Source organism: Breoghania sp. (assembly GCF_963674635.1).
Classification (GTDB): domain Bacteria; phylum Pseudomonadota; class Alphaproteobacteria; order Rhizobiales; family Stappiaceae; genus Breoghania.
The window spans coordinates 419,419-435,539 of sequence record NZ_OY771475.1; the positions used below are offsets into that span (position 1 = coordinate 419,419).

The window sequence follows — 16,121 nt, forward strand, 5'->3', positions numbered from 1 at the left end:
TTTGATATCCGCGCCGACCCGCGGTCCTTCGCCCCAAAGAGTTGCCAGTTTCCACGCAACGTGTCGCCCGGTGACGAGCGGGCGGATAATGACCTTTCACGCGGCAGCCCGCCAATCGGGACCAATGCGCAGAGCGCACCTCGTCCATGGCATCGGTTTGCCCCGCTTGCCAGCCTGGCTGGAGAGGCTTTGGCTGGCCATAGGGATCTGGAACAGATCCGTCGCGCGCCAGCTTTCGCCAGTCGTCTCCCGGCCGATGGCAGATGGCACCTGCGCGCATTATGGCATGTGCCCTGGCATATTCCGTCTTTGCCATCGGCTATTGCTGCTGTTGCTGGGCGACCCGTTCAACCCGGACCTCCACCGCCAGCTCTTCCTGCGCGCCGCCCCAGCGTACACCGCGAATCGGGGCTGCGGAACGGGAATCCAGCCCCACGGAAAGCCGGATGTGATGGTCGGTCGGGCATATGCCGTTGGAGACGTCGAAGCCCACCCAGCCGAGGTCGTCGATCAGCACTTCCGCCCAGGCATGGTGCGCCTCCGATGCCGGGTCGTCCTCCTCAAGGAACAGGTAACCGGAGATGTAGCGCGCGGGCACACCGGCATGGCGCGCGGCGGAAATGAAAACATGGGCGTGGTCCTGGCAGACGCCTTCTCCGGCGGTGAGCACATCGGCGGCCGGCATGTGGGTCTCGGTGACGCCGACCTTGTAGTCCACTTCGGAGCGGATCGCGGCCATCAGCTTGTGAAAGCAGCCTGGATCGGCGCTGTCGGTAATGAGCGCGGCAAGCTTGCGGATGCCGGCGTTGGTGTGGGTGAGGTCGCTCTGGCGCAGATAGACACGCGCGGGCATCGTTTCCGGCAGGAAGCCCAGAACGCCGTGATTGTTGCGCGTTTCCACGATGCCGGTGGCGGTGATGGTCATGGTGTCGCCGAGGCGGCCCTGATTGATCAGGTTCACCACATTTCCGAAGGCATCGGAATAGGTGAGGGCGCGCTCGAGGCCGGGCGTCTCGATCTGCCAGTTCAAGACGCTCTGACAGGTGTCGGAGGGCGGCGTCAGGCGCAAGTGCTGCACGGACTGACTGACCGGGGCGTCATAGTGGTAATGGGTCGCGTGACTGATTTCGATGCGCATCGGTCCGTCCGGCAATCGGGCCCTTTGGAGCCCTTGGAAGGGGCTGGGCGGTTCAGGTCAGGTCGAGGGTGGCTCAGGCAGCTGCGGTTTTCGTCAGGCGAAATTGTAGTCCGAAGCGAGCGACATGGTCAGTGTGTTGTTGCACGTAATGAAGTTCTGCAGGAACTCGTGGAGACCATCGGAGAAGATCGTCGTCATGTCGCCTTCGCGCAGGGTCTTGTAAGTCTGATCGGCGATATCGATCGAAGGCGTACGTTCACCGTAGATCTGCTCGATACCATTCGTACTCTGGGTCAGCCACGCGTAGCAGTGGATGAGCGAACGGGGCATCTCGCGGCGGAGGATCAGAAATTCCGCCACATTCCAGGGTTTCGGCCGGTTGTCCTTGTAGATCCAGCGGTAGTTGCGGTGGGCGGAGACGGAGCGCAGGATCGTCGACCACTGGTAGTTGTCCATGCCGCCGCCGATCATTTCGGTCTGCGGCAGGAGCAGGTGGTATTTCACGTCGAGAATGCGGGACGTGTTGTCAGCGCGTTCCACAAAAGCGCCCAACTGGCTGAAATGGAACGTGTCGTTGCGCAGGATGGAGCCAAGCATCGCGCCGCGGAACAGCATGGAGCGTTCCTTGATCCAGTCAAGCAGCGTCGGCAGCTTGTTGCGCGTCATGTGATGCGGCTTGATGTCGGAATACTCAATCCACGTGGTGTTGAGGCTTTCCCACATCTCCCGGGTGATGGCCGTGCGCACGGAGCGGGCATTGTCCCGCGCGGTCCGCAGGCAGGAGCGTACCGACGAGGGGTTGTTCTCGTCGAAGAGCATGTAGCTGACGACGTTTTTCTCGTTCATCTCGTCATAGAGATCGGAAAAACCGGCTTCGCAGCCCGCGCTGACCAGCGTGGACTTCCAGTCCTCGCGATGGCCGCCATTGCCGACGCCCGGCAGGAGCGAAATGCGATAGCCGACATCCACGAGCCGTGCCATGTCCTCGGACCGCTCCACATAACGCGAAAGCCAGAAAAGGGAACTCGCCGTGCGACCTAGCATGAGGCGTCCCTCCTGTCGCGGTGGTGTGAAACAGGACCGGAAACAGGCGGCGCGTCGGCAAGGGCGCGCATCGGCTTCTGGTTGGTCTTCATCGGGATCCCCCTCATCTTCCGGCGCGCCATCAGTCTTCCAGCACCCATGTGTCCTTGGTGCCGCCTCCCTGACTGGAATTGACGACCAGCGAACCCTTCTTGAGGGCGACGCGGGTGAGGCCGCCGGGTGTGATGCGCACCTGATCGCCGACAAGCACATAGGGGCGCAGATCCACATGGCGCGGGGCTATTCCCGCTCCCGTGAAGGTGGGGCAGCCGGACAGGGCCAGCGTTGGCTGGGCGATATAGTTGCCGGGTCGCGCCTTGAGCTTTCTTGCAAAGGCCGCGCGTTCCTTTCTGGAGGCGGTCGGGCCCACAAGCATGCCGTAACCGCCAGCCCCGTGGACCTCCTTCACCACCAGGTCCTCAAGGTGTTCGAGCACATAGGCGAGGTTCTCCCTGTCCCCGCACTTCCAAGTCGGAACGTTGTTCAGGATTGGCTTCTGACCCGTATAGAACTCGATGATTTCGGGCATGTAGGAATACATGGCCTTGTCGTCGGCGATGCCGGTGCCGGGGGCATTGGTGATGGTGACGCGTCCCGCACGATAAACGTCGAACAGTCCCGGGACGCCCAGGGTCGAATCCGGCCGGAAGGTGAGGGGGTCGAGATAGGCGTCGTCGATCCGGCGGTAGAGCACGTCGACGCGCTCCGGCTGGCGCGTGGTGCGCATGTAGAGATAGCCGTCATCCACGAAGAGATCACGGCCCTCCACCAGTTCCACGCCCATCGTGTCGGCGAGGAAGGCGTGTTCGTAATAGGCGGAATTGTAAATGCCCGGCGTCAGGACCGCGATGTTCGGAGGCCCGTCGCAGGCAGGCGGTGCGACGCTTTCCAGCGTCTCGCGCAGCAGTTCCGGGTACTGGTCGATCGGTGCGACCCGGTGGCTTTGGAACAGCTCCGGGAACATGTGCATCATCGTTTCCCGGTTCTCCAGCATGTAGGAAACGCCGGAGGGAGTGCGGGTGTTGTCCTCCAGAACATAGAACTCGTCTTCGGAAACGCGGACCAGATCCGTTCCGATGATATGGGCATAGACCTGACGCGCCGGGGTGTGGCCGACCATTTCCGGCAGGAAGGCCTCGTTCTGGATGACCAGTTCTGCGGGCAGGCGTCCGGCCCGGATGATTTCCTGACGGTGATAGAGATCGTGGATCAGGGCATTGAGCGCGCGCACACGCTGATCGATGCCGGCGGAGAGCCTGCGCCACTCGCGGGCAGCCAGAATGCGCGGCACGATATCGAAGGGGATCAGACGTTCGGTCTCTTCATCCGTGCCATAGACCGCGAAGGTGATGCCGTGACGACGGAAGATCGTTTCCGCTTCGCCGGAAAGCCGCTTCAAATCGTTCTTCGGTATCTGGTTCAGCCACTCGTCCAATTGCTTGTAGGCGGTGCGTGGCGAGCCATCTGCGTTCAACATTTCGTTGAAGAAGCCTTCATCGGCCATGAGCGTCTGATGTCCCCCATCCCTTGAACATTCCTTTACGGAACGCGTGAGCCGCCATTTGGTTCACCTGGGCGGCGCATGTTTTGCAGCGGTGAAACCTTGTGCCTAAAATCATTGCAAATGGTTCCGATGTCGCCAAGGGTAAATCACTTGCGGCGGGTGCCTAATTGATGTGCATGGCCGAGGCGGTCGGAACAGGGCTTACGCTACAGGATTTGGCAATTTGACGTAGGTGGTGCTTTGCCGCCTTGTTGGCGCGTGCTAATAGCCTGCGCAGAGGTAGGTATGTGGAGGAAACCGGATCATGCAGGAAATTCTGGAGGAGCTTGAGCGCAGGCGTGGCGTGGCGCGGCTCGGCGGCGGGCAGAAACGTATCGATGCACAGCATGCGCGCGGCAAGCTGACTGCGCGCGAACGCATCGAGATCCTGCTCGACGAGAATTCCTTCGAAGAATACGACATGTTCAAGCAGCATCGCTGCACCGATTTCGGCATGGATGAAAGCCACATTCCCGGCGACGGTGTCGTGACCGGGTGGGGCACGATCAATGGCCGGACGGTCTATGTCTTCTCCAAGGACTTCACGGTCTTCGGCGGCTCCCTGTCGGAAACGCACGCCCAGAAGATCACGAAGATCCAGGATATGGCATTGCGCAATCGCGCTCCGATCATCGGCATCTTCGATGCGGGCGGTGCGCGCATTCAGGAAGGCGTTGCGGCCCTTGGCGGCTATGGCGAGGTGTTCCAGCGCAATGTCACGGCCTCCGGCGTGATCCCGCAGATCTCTGTCATCATGGGGCCTTGCGCGGGTGGCGATGTCTATTCGCCCGCCATGACCGATTTCATCTTCATGGTGCGTGACACGTCCTACATGTTCGTGACCGGGCCGGACGTGGTGAAGACGGTGACCAACGAGACGGTGACCGCCGAACAGCTGGGCGGCGCCTCTGTCCACACCACGAAGTCCTCCATTGCCGATGGGGCTTATGACAACGACGTCGACGCGCTTCAGCAGATGCGGCGGCTGGTGGATTTCCTGCCCATGCACAACATGGCGGAAGGGCCGGAAGTGTCCGTTGTCGATGATCCGACACGGATCGACATGAGCCTCGACAAGCTTGTTCCCGCCAATCCGAACAAGCCCTATGACATGAAGGAACTGATCCGCAAAACCCTTGATGAGGGGGACTTCTTCGAGATTCAGGAGAAGTTCGCGGGCAATATCGTGATCGGGCTGGGGCGCATCGAGGGCCGCACGGTTGGCGTGGTGGCGAACCAGCCGATGGTGCTGGCGGGGGTTCTGGATTCCGACGCCTCGCGCAAGGCGGCGCGGTTCGTGCGCTTCTGCGACTGTTTCGGTATTCCGGTTCTGACCTTCGTTGATGTTCCGGGTTTCCTGCCGGGCACGGCGCAGGAATATGGCGGGCTCATCAAGCACGGCGCGAAGCTGCTGTTCGCCTATGCGGAGGCGACGATCCCGAAAGTGACCGTGATTACCCGCAAGGCCTATGGCGGCGCCTATGACGTGATGAGTTCCAAGCATATCCGCGGCGACATCAACTATGCCTGGCCGAGCGCGGAAATTGCGGTGATGGGTGCCAAGGGGGCGGTTGAGATCCTCTATCGCTCCGAACTGGGCGACAAGGACAAGATCGCCAAGCGCACCAAGGATTACGAGGATCGTTTCGCCAATCCGTTCGTTGCGGCAGAGCGCGGCTATATCGACGAAGTGATCATGCCGCATTCCACACGTCGTCGCGTCTCAAGGGCGCTGGCGATGCTGCGCACCAAGTCCAGCGACATTCCGTGGAAGAAACACGGCAATATCCCGCTTTAGGACCAGAGGGCGTCTCGGGATCATGAGACAAGGGGCGGCCCGCGAGGTCGCCCTTTCTGTTATCGCCTGAGGCCAGAGCGGGATGAGGCCCGGTTCATTCGAACTGTCTGCGGATGGTGACGGAAATGCAGCGATAGCCGGCAAAGCACTGACCCGTCTCCTGTGTCGCCACATAAACGGGTTCGACGATTTCCATGTACATGCACTTGCCGCGGTCGGCCACGAGGCGTTCGTAACTGTGCGCGCTGGTGTTCATCGTGATCGCACGTTCGCTCTGCACGAGGGAGCGAACCTGGTCGCAAGAGAGTGTGCGTGTGTCGGGGCGCGCCTCGGCGAGGGTTGGCAGGGCCGCAACGCTTGCTGCGAGAAGGCCGGCAAGAAACGGACCTGAACGGATAGGGCGCATCTGAAGGCTCCTTGGGCGTCTGTCTTGGTCTGGCGATATCGGCGGATCTGGCGGAGCGTTGCCCGGGGAAATGAGGCGTGTCGCTCCGATTGATCGCACGATCAAAATAGGAAGCCATTTCAACCAAGACTATGACGTGCGTCACGTTTTTTGACATGACACTGTGCGCCCTGTCGGCCGTGAGGAGCGGTCAGGCGCGGCTACGCTCGATCTCGATGCTGACCTGCCCGGAGGCGATCGGCAAGGGGGCGCCGGGCTTGTGGACGCGTACGGCGACACGCGCGATCCGTTCATCGCCCAAGATGGCGTCGGCAATCGCCTGGGCAAGTCGCTCGATCAGCTTGAACCGTTGGCCCATGACGACCTCTTCCACCGTGCGGGTCAGGCCCGCATAGCAGATCGTGTCCTCGTAATTGTCGCTCGACCCTGCCTTGGAAAGATCGGCCCAGATGGTCAGGTCGACGTGAAACCGCTGGCCAAGGCGCGCTTCTTCCTCGTAAACGCCGTGATAGGCGAAGAAGCTCAGATCTTCCAGAATGATGCGGTCCATCGTGATGCCTGACGCAAAGGGGGTAAAGCGCGGGCTTTAAACCATCGCGCAGTGGATGGCCAGAGCCCGCGCCAATTCGTGGGGTGTTCTAGAACAGCAAGGTCAGCAACGGCACGAGAAGGGCTGTCATCAGGCCGTTAAGACCCATGGCGAGGCCTGCGAAGGACCCCGCCAGCACATTGGCCTGGAAGGCGCGGGCCGTGCCCATGCCGTGGGAGGCAAGGCCGACGGCGAAACCGCGCGCGGCCGGGTCGGTGATCTTCAGAACATTCATCAGCGGGGTGACCGCGATCGCCCCGAAAATGCCGGTGGTCACGACAAGCACGGCGGTGAGCGAAGGCAGGCCGCCCAACGTCTCTGACAGGCCCATGGCGATGGGTGTGGTGACGGATTTCGGCGCCAGCGACATCAGCAGTTCATGCGGCGCGCCGAGCAGCCAGGCCGTGCCTACGGCCGTGATGATGGCGGTCGCGGAGCCTGCGACAAGCGCCAGCGTGATGGGGATGGCGGCGCGACGGATCTGCTTGAAGTTGTCGACCAGCGGAATGGCGAGGGCGACGGTGGCCGGACCCAGGATGAAATGCACGAACTGGGCGCCGCTGAAATAGGTCTTGTAGTCCGTTCCGGTGACGACAAGCGCCGCCACAATCAGCCCGGTTGCCATGATGATCGGATTGGAGATCGGGTGGCGCCGGGCGAGCACGGAGATGCCATCCGCGATGGTGTAGGCCGCCAGCGTGACGGTCAGCCACAGCAGCGGCGTTTCATGGAGGTAGACCCAGAGGTTCTCGACACTTGTCATGATGCAGGCCCTTCCGGGTTTTCCGGGCGGGTGATGCGCAGGGTGGCCCAGCGAAAGACGAGGGCGGTGACCGCCATGGCCGCGAGTGTGGAGACGACGACGGAGACGGCAAGCACCACGCCATAAGCTTGGAGGCGGTCCATCTGGGTGATGATGCCGACGGATGCGGGCACGAACATCAGCGCAAGATTGCGCAGAATTCCGGTGGAAACGCTGCGCAAGTTCTCCGGCACGCGACCGAAGATGGCGAGGCCTGTGGCCAGCAGGATGAGGCCTGCAACGGGGCCGGGAAGCGGCAGGGCAAGCAGGCGAACGATGATTTCTCCGCCAAGCTGGCACAGGAGGAGAAGGGTGAGGGCTGCAATCATGAAACCGTACAAGGCACGCCGGCGGACCGGCGCGCTCTTTCCCAAGACAAATGGAATTTGGGGCGGGTTGGGGCTGCCGTCGGTTCGACAGCAGGCCGGGACATTCTATATTAAGACCTCTGATATACCGCCAGCTCGTTGAAAACAGGAAAGTTATCTTACCACGCCATGTCGAAATGTTCGCACACCTATCCCCCGCTCAACGTCCTCAAGCCTGTCGCCGACAATGTCTGGATTGTTGATGGGCCCGCTATCCGTTTCGGGTTTTCGTGGCCGAAGCTTTCCTTTCCCACCCGAATGACCATCGTGCGGCTTTCAAACGGGGCCCTTTTCGTGCATTCGCCGACCCCGCTGACCGAGGATCTGCGCGCCGCGGTGGAAAGCCTCGGCCCCGTCAGCCACATCATCGGTCCCAATCGCATTCACTATTGGTGGATCCCGGAGTGGCGCGCCGCCTTTCCGCAGGCGGAGATCTGGCTGGCCCCCAATATCCGCGAGCAGGCAGGCAAGCGGATCGATTTCCCCGCCAACGAATTCGCGGTGGAAACGGGCTATGCCTGGGATGACGAGATCGAGACCATCATCGCGCCCGGCAGCTACATGAGCGAGGTGGATTTCTTCCACAAGCCAAGCCGCACGCTGGTGCTGACCGACCTGATCGAGAATTTCGAGCCGAAGAAGGTCGGGCCATGGCCGCTGCACTGGCTTTACCGGTTGGGCGGGGTGCTGGATCCGCATGGTTCCATGCCGCGCGACATGCGCATGACCTACCGTGACAACAAGCCGGAGCTTCGCCGGGCGGTGGAGCGGATGATCGAGCTTGAACCGGAACGGGTTATCCTCGCCCACGGTCGCTGGTACCCCAGCGATGGCGCGGGCGAGCTCAAGCGTGCCTTTTCCTGGCTGTTGTAACGGGCCGTTCGGCCTTGATGGTCAATGACCGATCGCGCGCGGCGTCACACAGGCATGCCGCGCGCATTCCATTTCGAATGTCGTGTGGGAAATGCCGAAGTCGCGCTTCAGGCTTTCCTTCGCGCGCCGCTTGATCGCATCCGCCTCGCTCCAGTGTTCGTCAGGGACGACCAGGTGCGCGTCGGCGGCATCCTCGTGTTCGTGTATCTGCCAAAGGTGGAGATGATGGGCGTCGGCAACGCCCTCCACCGCGCGCAGGCTCGCCAGGACGGCGTCGGCGGGGATCGTCGGCGGGGTCCCCAGCATCAGCATGCGGACGACCGGGCCGATTTCGGCGAAGGCCTGCCACAGGATGTAACCTGCGATGAGCAGTGTGACCGCAGGATCTATGAGCCGCCAGTCATACAGCAGGATCAGTGATCCGGCGATGATGACGGCGACCGAGCCGAGCGCGTCGGCGACATTGTGCAGGAAGGCAGCGCGGATATTCACGCTGGTCTTCGACATCGTATAGGTCAGAAGGGCGGTGCCCACGTCAATCACCAGCGCCACGACCGCGATGATCACGACCATCCAGCCGTCGACCCCCTGGGGTTCGATGAAGCGCATGATGGCCTCATAGACCAGAAAGAGGCCGATGATGATCAGGCTTGTGTAGTTGATCATCGCCGCCACGATCTCGACCCGCTGGTAGCCGAAGGTCATGCGGGCATCGGAGGGGCGACGCGCGATCTTGCGCGCGGCAAAAGCAATGACCAGCGAGATCGCATCGGAGAAATTGTGGAGAGCATCGGCGATCAGCGCCAGCGAACCCGAGACGAGCCCGCCGACGATCTGCGCGAAGGTCAGCAGGAAGTTGATCCCGATGGCCGCCATGATCCGCGTATCCCCGGCGTCCGGGTCGATGTGGTGATGGTGGTGGCCATGCCCGTGCCCGCCATGCCCGCCGTGCCTATGCCCGTCTCCACCATGTCCGTGAACGTGGAGGCCACTGTCCTGAGGGCGAGGGGCCGCGGTGACGCGCCCGAGATCGTGGTCATGCGCGGTCGGGTGGGCTGTTTCGTGCTTCGTTTCTGCTTCCATGTGCGGGCTCCAATTGCAGGCGGTTCAGCCTTGCTCCCCACACCTGCCTACAGGAGACCGGCCACGTTATACTATTGTCTCGATGTCGAAAGATCGCCGAACCACGGGTTCCGCAACGGAGGGTGAAACGTTGGGCAAGCTGGGCATTGTCTGCGCCTTCTCGTTCTCGTTCGGGTTGTGCTCTCAACGTGCCGTAGGGGTGCATTGTTTAGACGGGAGGACATCCGTCTAGTTGCCTAGAGGTCGCTTGCGGCTTACAACGCTGGCGAGGGCCGTTATTAGGCTGGGAGAGACAATGTTCGAGAAAATTCTGATCGCCAATCGCGGCGAGATCGCCTGCCGTGTCATCAAGACCGCGAAACGCATGGGCATTCGCACGGTGGCGGTCTATTCGGATGCGGATTCCGATGCGCTGCATGTGAACATGGCGGATGAAGCCGTCCATATCGGACCGGCGGTTGCCGCTGAAAGCTATCTCGTCATCGACAAGATCATTGCAGCCTGCAAGCAGACGGGCGCACAGGCCGTTCATCCGGGCTACGGCTTCCTGTCGGAGCGGGCGGAATTTGCGGAAGGACTGGCCGCGAACGACATTGTCTTTATCGGTCCCAACAAGCGCGCCATCGAGGCGATGGGCGACAAGATCGAGTCGAAGAAATTCGCCAACGCGGCGAAGGTTTCCACCGTTCCGGGTTATCTGGGGGTCATTGAGGATGCCGACGAGGCGGTAAAGATCGCCAAGGAGATCGGCTTTCCCGTCATGATCAAGGCGTCCGCTGGCGGTGGCGGCAAGGGCATGCGCATCGCATGGAACGAGGCGGAGACCCATGAGGGTTTCGAGCGCGCGCGTTCGGAGGCGGCGTCCTCCTTTGGAGATGATCGCGTCTTCATCGAGAAATTCATCGAGAACCCGCGTCACATCGAGATTCAGGTGCTCGGCGACAAGCATGGAAACGTGATCTATCTGGGCGAGCGCGAATGCTCCATTCAGCGCCGTAACCAGAAGGTCATCGAGGAAGCGCCGTCGCCGTTGCTGGACGAGGCGACCCGCCGCCGGATGGGCGAACAGGCCGTGGCACTCGCCAAGGCGGTGGACTACGACACCGCCGGAACGGTGGAGTTCGTCGCCGGTCAGGACCGCAGCTTCTATTTTCTGGAGATGAACACCCGGCTTCAGGTGGAACATCCGGTGACGGAACTGATCACCGGCATCGATCTGGTGGAGCAGATGATCCGCGTGGCGGCCGGCGAAAAGCTCCAGATCGCGCAGGAAGACGTGAAACTCGATGGCTGGGCAGTGGAAAGCCGCATCTATGCCGAAGATCCGTTCCGCAACTTCCTGCCCTCCATCGGGCGGCTGGTGAATTACCGTCCGCCGGAAGAGGAATCCTTCAGCGGGATTACCGTGCGCAACGATACGGGCGTGGTCGAGGGGTCCGAGATCTCCATGTTTTACGACCCCATGGTCGCCAAGCTCATCACCCATGCGCCGACGCGCGAGGAAGCGATCAAGGCGATGGGGCTGGCGCTCGATCAGTTCGTGATCAACGGGATCGGCCACAACATCCCCTTCCTGTCATCGCTGATGAAGCATCCGCGCTGGCTCAGGGGGGATCTCTCCACCAGCTTCCTCGCCGACGAGTACCCGGAGGGGTTCCTTCCCGAATCCCCGACGGCTCGCGAGCAGGCGGTACTGGCGGCGGTGGCGCTTTCCATGGAAGTGGTGCGCAAGGACCGGCTCGATCGGCTCACGGGACGTCTGCGCCCCCATTCCGGCAGGCTCCGGCGCGAATGGGTCGTCAAGCTCGGCAAGGAGTATATCCCGGTCGAGCTGGCGGAGGGGTATCCCGACCTTCCGGTGGAGATCGAAGCCACAATTGACGGCAAGACCTACGAGGTGCGCAGCGACTGGGTTCCGGGCCACCTTCTGTGGAAGGGAACGGTGGGCGATGAAATCGTCGCGGTGCAGGTGCGCAACATTCAGAATGGCTGGCGGCTTGACTGGCAGGGCTGTTCGATCGATGTCTGGGTGATGTTGCCGAGGATCGCGGAGCTGGACCGGTTGATGCCGGAAAAGATCCCCGCCGATACGTCCAAGATGCTGCTGTGCCCGATGCCGGGTCTCGTCATATCGCTCCATGTGGAGGAGGGCGAGAAGGTCAGCGCGGGACAGAGGCTGGCGATCATTGAGGCGATGAAGATGGAAAACGTCCTGGTCGCCGAGCGCGATGCCACGGTTTCCGCGATCAAGGCGGGGCCGGGGGATAGCTTGGCGGTCGATGCCGTGATCATGGAATTTGAATGAACCGCGACCCAAGCGACGATATTGGCAGGCGTGCCGTCCTGTTCGATCTGGATGGCACGCTGACGGATCCCTTTCCCGGAATTACAGGCTCCATCCGCTATGCGCTGGAGCGCGTCGGCGTGGAGGCTATCCCCGATGCCGAGGCCTTGCGCTGGTGTATCGGGCCGCCGCTACAGGAGAATTTCCGTATCCTGCTCGGCGATGACGATCCGCACCGGGTGGCGGAGGCTGTCCATTTCTATCGGCAGCACTACGGTGCGGGCGGACTTTTCGAAAACTCGGTCATAGACGGTGTGCCGGAGACCTTGCGTGATCTGACGGCGCGCGGGTTTCGTCTTTTCGTGGCGACGTCCAAGCTTCGCGAGCCCGCGGTGCGGATTGTGGAGCATTTCGGGCTGGCCCGTTTTTTCGAGCATGTTTACGGCACCAATGCCGATGGGTCGCTCTCCAACAAGGCCGATCTGATCGCGGACATTCTGGAGCGCGAACGGCTCCGCGCCTCCGACGCCCTCATGGTGGGCGATCGCAAACACGATCTGGCGGGTGCGCGCGCCAATGGGGTTGCTGCCATCGGGGTCACATACGGGTATGGCACGGTGGAGGAGTTGCGGGCGGAACAGCCGCTTGCAATCGCCGAGACACCAGCAGACGTCGGTGCTCTGGTCGTGGCGTAGGGCGCACGGGCGTCTGTCGCTTGATCATGCGTTGTTTCGGCAAACAGGAGACGGGGCGATGACCGAGGATCGGGGTCTGGATGAGACGGCGCTGCAGGTGCTCATCAGCGGACGCGTGCAGGGGGTGGGCTATCGCGCCTGGTGCGAGGAGACGGCCACGTCGCTGGGGCTTTCCGGCTGGGTGCGCAACCTGCGCAGCGGCGAGGTGGAGGCGGTCTTTTCCGGGGAGGCGCGAGCGGTAAAGGCGATGGTCGCCCAATGCGGCGAGGGGCCGAAGTGGGGCTGGGTGCGCAAGGTGAAGATCGTGCGCGAGGTCGCGCCTCTTGCCGGACCCTTCAAGGTGAAGGCCTCTGTCTGAGATTGGCGTGGTCTAGACGGCGACCGTCTCGCCGAATATCGCCTCGAACTCGCGCCGCATGATCGAATCGACTTCCGCCATGGTGACCGGCAGGCCAAGGTCGACGAGGCTCGTCACCCCGTGTTCGGTAACGCCGCAGGGAACGATGCCGGAGAAATGCTCAAGCTCCGGCTCCACGTTCAGGCTGATGCCGTGGAAGGTCACCCATTTGCGCACGCGGATGCCGATGGCGGCGATCTTGTCTTCGGCGTTGCCCGGCTTTTCCGGCCTGCGAACCCAGACGCCGACCCGGTCGTCGCGGCGTTCTCCGCGCACATGGAATTGCCAGAGTGTGGCGATCAGCCATTGTTCCAGACTGGCCACAAAGGCGCGCACATCCTGACGGCGACGCTTCAGATCCAGCATCACATAGGCGACCCGCTGGCCGGGGCCGTGATAGGTAAACTGGCCGCCGCGCCCGGTGTGATAGACGGGAAAGCGGTCGGGGGAGACGAGGTCCTCTTCCCGTGCGCTGGTTCCTGCGGTGTAGAGCGGGGGATGTTCGACCAGCCAGACGCGCTCATTGGCGGCGCCATCGGCAATGGCAGCCGCGCGCTGCTCCATTTCGGCAAGTGCTGCGGGATAATCGACCGGCACATCTGAGACATGCCACTCAACCGGCGGGGAGCCTGGTTGCGGCAACATCGACACAGTGAGGGAATCGCGCGTCTCAGCAGTCATACGTTAATGCCTGTTAACCATTGGGTAACGCTTGGCGGGCAAGGTTTCGTTAACGCGTCGCAGCGGCTTTGCGCGCTGCATGGCGAACGGTATGCCACTTTGCTTTCGCCCAACATCGTCCTCTTTTGCGCCTAGATAGGCCCGGATCGCCCGAATGACCAGCGTAGACAAGATTTCCGTTCATATCTCCGTCGTTCTCGGGCGTGCTGAGATGCCGATCCACCAGCTGCTGCGCATGGGCCGCGGCGCTGTGATCGAACTGGACGTTTCCGAGGACGACGATGTGGAGATTCTGGCCAATAATGTCCCGGTCGCCAAAGGCCAGGTCGTGCTGCGCGGGGACCGGATCGGCATTTCGATTACCGAGGTTTTGACCCGCAGTCCCGAATTCCGTCCACAGCCTGAGAACGCCCGATTGTGATTTTCGCGAAATGCGCTTGAACAGGAGCGGGCGGTTTGATACATGATCGCCCGCCGGAGCAAAACACGCTCCGGCTTACCAGCTACACGCGGTCGTGGCGGAATTGGTAGACGCGCAGCGTTGAGGTCGCTGTGGGGTAAAACCCGTGGAAGTTCGAGTCTTCTCGACCGCACCATCTCTTGAACCCCAGAGGTTCAGGCCTTCGGGCAGGGGATGGGAAGCAAGGATCCACAAGATCCGTACCTGCCAAAAAACGGCGTCCTTCGGGACGCCGTTTTTGATTCCGGGCATGGAACCTTCCGGGCCGCTGGGCGTTTCCATTCCTTGATCCCCTCGCTGCGGCCCTTTTCTCACAATCTGCTAAAATCGCTGCGGAAAGTTGTCTTGATACTGCGAATTAAAAGCAGGAAGACGGTTTCGCCCGCCACGATAATTTCGTAGCTTTCGAGGGCTGATCCAGCCGCCCGTGCAGTTCTGTCTGCACGTTCACCCAAGATGCAGACACTCCAACCGCAGGAGGAGACCGTGGCCGAGACATTGCCTGTCGATGCTGCCGATTCCGAGCCTGTGGATCTGGAATTCCGCGATGAAGACGGATACGTCTCGCGCGAATTCGTGGCGCTTGTGGAGCAGGCGGTCGAGGCGGAAGACGCCGAATCCACGCTTGCTCTGGCCGGGGATCTGCACGAAGCCGATCTCGGCGACCTGATCGAAACGCTCCATGCGGACGATCAGGCGAAGCTGATCCGCCTGCTGGGCGACGCCTTCGATTTCACGGTTCTGACCGAGCTTGATGATTCCGTCCGTGCTCGCATCCTGGGCGAAATGCCCGCCAGCGACGTGGCGGAGGGCATCGGCGATCTTGATTCGGATGATGCGGTCTACATTCTGGAAGACCTCGATCAGGCCGATCAGGAAGCGATTCTTCAGGAGCTGAAGCAATCCGACCGTCTGCAGTTGCGCCGGGCTCTGGATTATCCGGAAGAAACGGCCGGTCGACGGATGCAGAGCGACTTTGTCGCCGTGCCGCCGTTCTGGACCATCGGACAGACAATCGACTACCTGCGCGAAAGCGATTCCCTGCCGGACGATTTTTATCAGATCTACGTCATCGATCCGGGTTTCCGGCTGATGGGAACGGTTGCGCTCGACAAGCTCCTGCGCACCGGGCGCAGCGATCCGATCAGCGGAATCATGGGCGAGCCCATTCACGCCATTCAGGCCACCGAAGATCAGGAAGAGGTGGCGACGACATTCGAACGCTACAACCTGATCTCCGCGGCGGTGGTGGATGAGGCCGACCGCCTGGTCGGCGTCTTGACGGTCGATGACATCGTTGACGTCATCCAGGCGGAGGCGGAGGAGGACATCTTCGCGCTGGCCGGTGTCGGCGGCGATGCGGAGATCTCGGATTCGGTGGTCGAAACCGTGCGCGGCCGCTTCGTGTGGCTGGTGGTCAATCTGGGCACAGCGGTGCTCGCGTCGCTGGTCATCGGTTTGTTTGACGCCACCATTCAGCAAATGGTCGCGCTGGCCGTTCTCATGCCCATTGTGGCCTCCATGGGCGGCAATGCGGGCACCCAGACCATGACAGTCGCGGTGCGCGCGCTGGCGACCCGTGATCTGGGCAGTTTCAACACGATGCGGATCATCATGCGTGAGACCGCGGTCGGGTTCATCAACGGTGTCCTGTTCGCGGTCCTGATGGGCCTCGTGGCGGGGCTGTGGTTCTCCGACCCCAATCTGGGCGGGCTCATCGCGGCGGCAATGGTCATCAACATGCTTGCCGCGGGTATGGCGGGCATTCTCATCCCCATCATGCTCGACAAGCTGAACATCGACCCGGCCGTTGCCTCCTCCGTCTTCGTGACCACGGTGACGGATGTGGTCGGCTTTTTCGCCTTTCTCGGCCTTGCCACATGGTGGTTCGGGCTCGGCTGAGCGCAGTCGCTCGGGGCGC

16 protein-coding genes and 1 tRNA gene are annotated in these 16,121 nt (G+C 61.8%); 8 read left to right on the forward strand and 9 right to left on the reverse strand.

The window, feature by feature from the left end; all coding sequences use genetic code 11:
- Positions 1-319: 319 nt before the first annotated feature.
- From ABGM93_RS01930 to ABGM93_RS01940, 3 genes are all read right to left on the reverse strand, one after another.
- Entirely contained in the window at positions 320-1,138 is an 819-nt protein-coding gene (locus tag ABGM93_RS01930) for a transglutaminase family protein (protein WP_321502979.1), read from the reverse strand.
- Between the two features lie 93 nt (positions 1,139-1,231).
- Positions 1,232-2,182, reverse strand: coding sequence for an alpha-E domain-containing protein (locus ABGM93_RS01935; protein WP_319773197.1), 951 nt, complete (start codon positions 2,180-2,182; stop codon positions 1,232-1,234).
- 121 nt (positions 2,183-2,303) lie between these two features.
- Positions 2,304-3,725, reverse strand: a complete 1,422-nt coding sequence (locus ABGM93_RS01940; RefSeq protein WP_321502981.1) for a circularly permuted type 2 ATP-grasp protein — start codon at positions 3,723-3,725, stop codon at positions 2,304-2,306.
- A 304-nt stretch (positions 3,726-4,029) separates the two neighbouring features.
- Between ABGM93_RS01940 and ABGM93_RS01945 the strand changes: the two genes are divergently transcribed.
- Positions 4,030-5,562, forward strand: a complete 1,533-nt coding sequence (locus ABGM93_RS01945) for an acyl-CoA carboxylase subunit beta (protein ID WP_321502983.1) — start codon at positions 4,030-4,032, stop codon at positions 5,560-5,562.
- Between the two features lie 94 nt (positions 5,563-5,656).
- Here the strand turns inward: ABGM93_RS01945 and ABGM93_RS01950 are convergent, their stop codons facing one another.
- The 4 genes from ABGM93_RS01950 to ABGM93_RS01965 form a co-directional block, all read right to left on the reverse strand.
- Positions 5,657-5,968 (reverse strand): hypothetical protein, encoded by a 312-nt coding sequence (locus tag ABGM93_RS01950; RefSeq protein ID WP_321502985.1) that lies wholly within the window; start codon positions 5,966-5,968, stop codon positions 5,657-5,659.
- 190 nt (positions 5,969-6,158) lie between these two features.
- Positions 6,159-6,518, reverse strand: coding sequence for a dihydroneopterin aldolase (gene folB / locus ABGM93_RS01955; RefSeq protein ID WP_321502987.1), 360 nt, complete (start codon positions 6,516-6,518; stop codon positions 6,159-6,161).
- 88 nt (positions 6,519-6,606) lie between these two features.
- On the reverse strand, positions 6,607-7,320 hold the full coding sequence (locus tag ABGM93_RS01960) for an LrgB family protein (protein ID WP_321502989.1): 714 nt from the start codon (positions 7,318-7,320) through the stop codon (positions 6,607-6,609).
- On the reverse strand, positions 7,317-7,688 hold the full coding sequence (locus ABGM93_RS01965; RefSeq protein WP_321502991.1) for a CidA/LrgA family protein: 372 nt from the start codon (positions 7,686-7,688) through the stop codon (positions 7,317-7,319). The genes ABGM93_RS01960 and ABGM93_RS01965 overlap by 4 nt, the downstream gene beginning before the upstream one ends.
- Positions 7,689-7,856: 168 nt before the next feature.
- Between ABGM93_RS01965 and ABGM93_RS01970 the strand changes: the two genes are divergently transcribed.
- Positions 7,857-8,600 carry a DUF4336 domain-containing protein gene (locus ABGM93_RS01970; protein ID WP_321502993.1) on the forward strand — a complete coding sequence of 248 codons (744 nt, stop codon included), beginning with the start codon at positions 7,857-7,859 and terminating at the stop codon, positions 8,598-8,600.
- 21 nt (positions 8,601-8,621) lie between these two features.
- Here the strand turns inward: ABGM93_RS01970 and ABGM93_RS01975 are convergent, their stop codons facing one another.
- Positions 8,622-9,683 (reverse strand): cation diffusion facilitator family transporter, encoded by a 1,062-nt coding sequence (locus ABGM93_RS01975; protein ID WP_321502995.1) that lies wholly within the window; start codon positions 9,681-9,683, stop codon positions 8,622-8,624.
- A gap of 295 nt (positions 9,684-9,978) precedes the next feature.
- Between ABGM93_RS01975 and ABGM93_RS01980 the strand changes: the two genes are divergently transcribed.
- From ABGM93_RS01980 to ABGM93_RS01990, 3 genes are read left to right on the forward strand one after another with little or no spacing between them, the layout of a single operon-like run.
- On the forward strand, positions 9,979-11,988 hold the full coding sequence (locus ABGM93_RS01980) for an acetyl/propionyl/methylcrotonyl-CoA carboxylase subunit alpha (RefSeq protein WP_321502997.1): 2,010 nt from the start codon (positions 9,979-9,981) through the stop codon (positions 11,986-11,988).
- Positions 11,985-12,662, forward strand: coding sequence for an HAD hydrolase-like protein (locus ABGM93_RS01985; RefSeq protein WP_321502999.1), 678 nt, complete (start codon positions 11,985-11,987; stop codon positions 12,660-12,662). Before ABGM93_RS01980 ends, ABGM93_RS01985 begins: the two co-directional genes overlap by 4 nt.
- A gap of 58 nt (positions 12,663-12,720) precedes the next feature.
- A complete protein-coding gene (locus tag ABGM93_RS01990; protein WP_321503001.1) occupies positions 12,721-13,020 on the forward strand; it encodes an acylphosphatase in 300 nt (99 codons plus the stop codon).
- A gap of 12 nt (positions 13,021-13,032) precedes the next feature.
- On the opposite strand, the gene lipB is transcribed toward ABGM93_RS01990, so the two are convergent.
- The gene (lipB, locus tag ABGM93_RS01995; RefSeq protein WP_321503004.1) at positions 13,033-13,740 is read right to left on the reverse strand and encodes a lipoyl(octanoyl) transferase LipB; all 708 of its coding nucleotides are present in this window, start codon (positions 13,738-13,740) and stop codon (positions 13,033-13,035) included.
- 154 nt (positions 13,741-13,894) lie between these two features.
- Here lipB and ABGM93_RS02000 point away from each other — a divergent pair, with 154 nt between their 5' ends.
- From ABGM93_RS02000 to mgtE, 3 genes are all read left to right on the forward strand, one after another.
- The gene (locus tag ABGM93_RS02000) at positions 13,895-14,161 is read left to right on the forward strand and encodes a FliM/FliN family flagellar motor switch protein (RefSeq protein WP_321337821.1); all 267 of its coding nucleotides are present in this window, start codon (positions 13,895-13,897) and stop codon (positions 14,159-14,161) included.
- 88 nt (positions 14,162-14,249) lie between these two features.
- Positions 14,250-14,336: transfer RNA gene (locus tag ABGM93_RS02005), tRNA-Leu, on the forward strand.
- Between the two features lie 350 nt (positions 14,337-14,686).
- Complete coding sequence (mgtE, locus tag ABGM93_RS02010; RefSeq protein ID WP_321503009.1) at positions 14,687-16,102, forward strand: magnesium transporter; 1,416 nt, start codon at positions 14,687-14,689, stop codon at positions 16,100-16,102.
- The last annotated feature ends 19 nt before the right edge of the window (positions 16,103-16,121 follow it).

What these genes read in the sequence shown, in the direction of transcription:
- ABGM93_RS01930 (WP_321502979.1), bottom strand. Translation starts at nt 1,138, where the DNA reads ATGCGCATCGAAATCAGTCACGCGACCCATTACCACTATGACGCCCCG.
- ABGM93_RS01935 (WP_319773197.1), bottom strand. Translation starts at nt 2,182, where the DNA reads ATGCTAGGTCGCACGGCGAGTTCCCTTTTCTGGCTTTCGCGTTATGTG.
- ABGM93_RS01940 (WP_321502981.1), bottom strand. Translation starts at nt 3,725, where the DNA reads ATGGCCGATGAAGGCTTCTTCAACGAAATGTTGAACGCAGATGGCTCG.
- ABGM93_RS01945 (WP_321502983.1), top strand. Translation starts at nt 4,030, where the DNA reads ATGCAGGAAATTCTGGAGGAGCTTGAGCGCAGGCGTGGCGTGGCGCGG.
- ABGM93_RS01950 (WP_321502985.1), bottom strand. Translation starts at nt 5,968, where the DNA reads ATGCGCCCTATCCGTTCAGGTCCGTTTCTTGCCGGCCTTCTCGCAGCA.
- folB (WP_321502987.1), bottom strand. Translation starts at nt 6,518, where the DNA reads ATGGACCGCATCATTCTGGAAGATCTGAGCTTCTTCGCCTATCACGGC.
- ABGM93_RS01960 (WP_321502989.1), bottom strand. Translation starts at nt 7,320, where the DNA reads ATGACAAGTGTCGAGAACCTCTGGGTCTACCTCCATGAAACGCCGCTG.
- ABGM93_RS01965 (WP_321502991.1), bottom strand. Translation starts at nt 7,688, where the DNA reads ATGATTGCAGCCCTCACCCTTCTCCTCCTGTGCCAGCTTGGCGGAGAA.
- ABGM93_RS01970 (WP_321502993.1), top strand. Translation starts at nt 7,857, where the DNA reads ATGTCGAAATGTTCGCACACCTATCCCCCGCTCAACGTCCTCAAGCCT.
- ABGM93_RS01975 (WP_321502995.1), bottom strand. Translation starts at nt 9,683, where the DNA reads ATGGAAGCAGAAACGAAGCACGAAACAGCCCACCCGACCGCGCATGAC.
- ABGM93_RS01980 (WP_321502997.1), top strand. Translation starts at nt 9,979, where the DNA reads ATGTTCGAGAAAATTCTGATCGCCAATCGCGGCGAGATCGCCTGCCGT.
- ABGM93_RS01985 (WP_321502999.1), top strand. Translation starts at nt 11,985, where the DNA reads ATGAACCGCGACCCAAGCGACGATATTGGCAGGCGTGCCGTCCTGTTC.
- ABGM93_RS01990 (WP_321503001.1), top strand. Translation starts at nt 12,721, where the DNA reads ATGACCGAGGATCGGGGTCTGGATGAGACGGCGCTGCAGGTGCTCATC.
- lipB (WP_321503004.1), bottom strand. Translation starts at nt 13,740, where the DNA reads ATGACTGCTGAGACGCGCGATTCCCTCACTGTGTCGATGTTGCCGCAA.
- ABGM93_RS02000 (WP_321337821.1), top strand. Translation starts at nt 13,895, where the DNA reads ATGACCAGCGTAGACAAGATTTCCGTTCATATCTCCGTCGTTCTCGGG.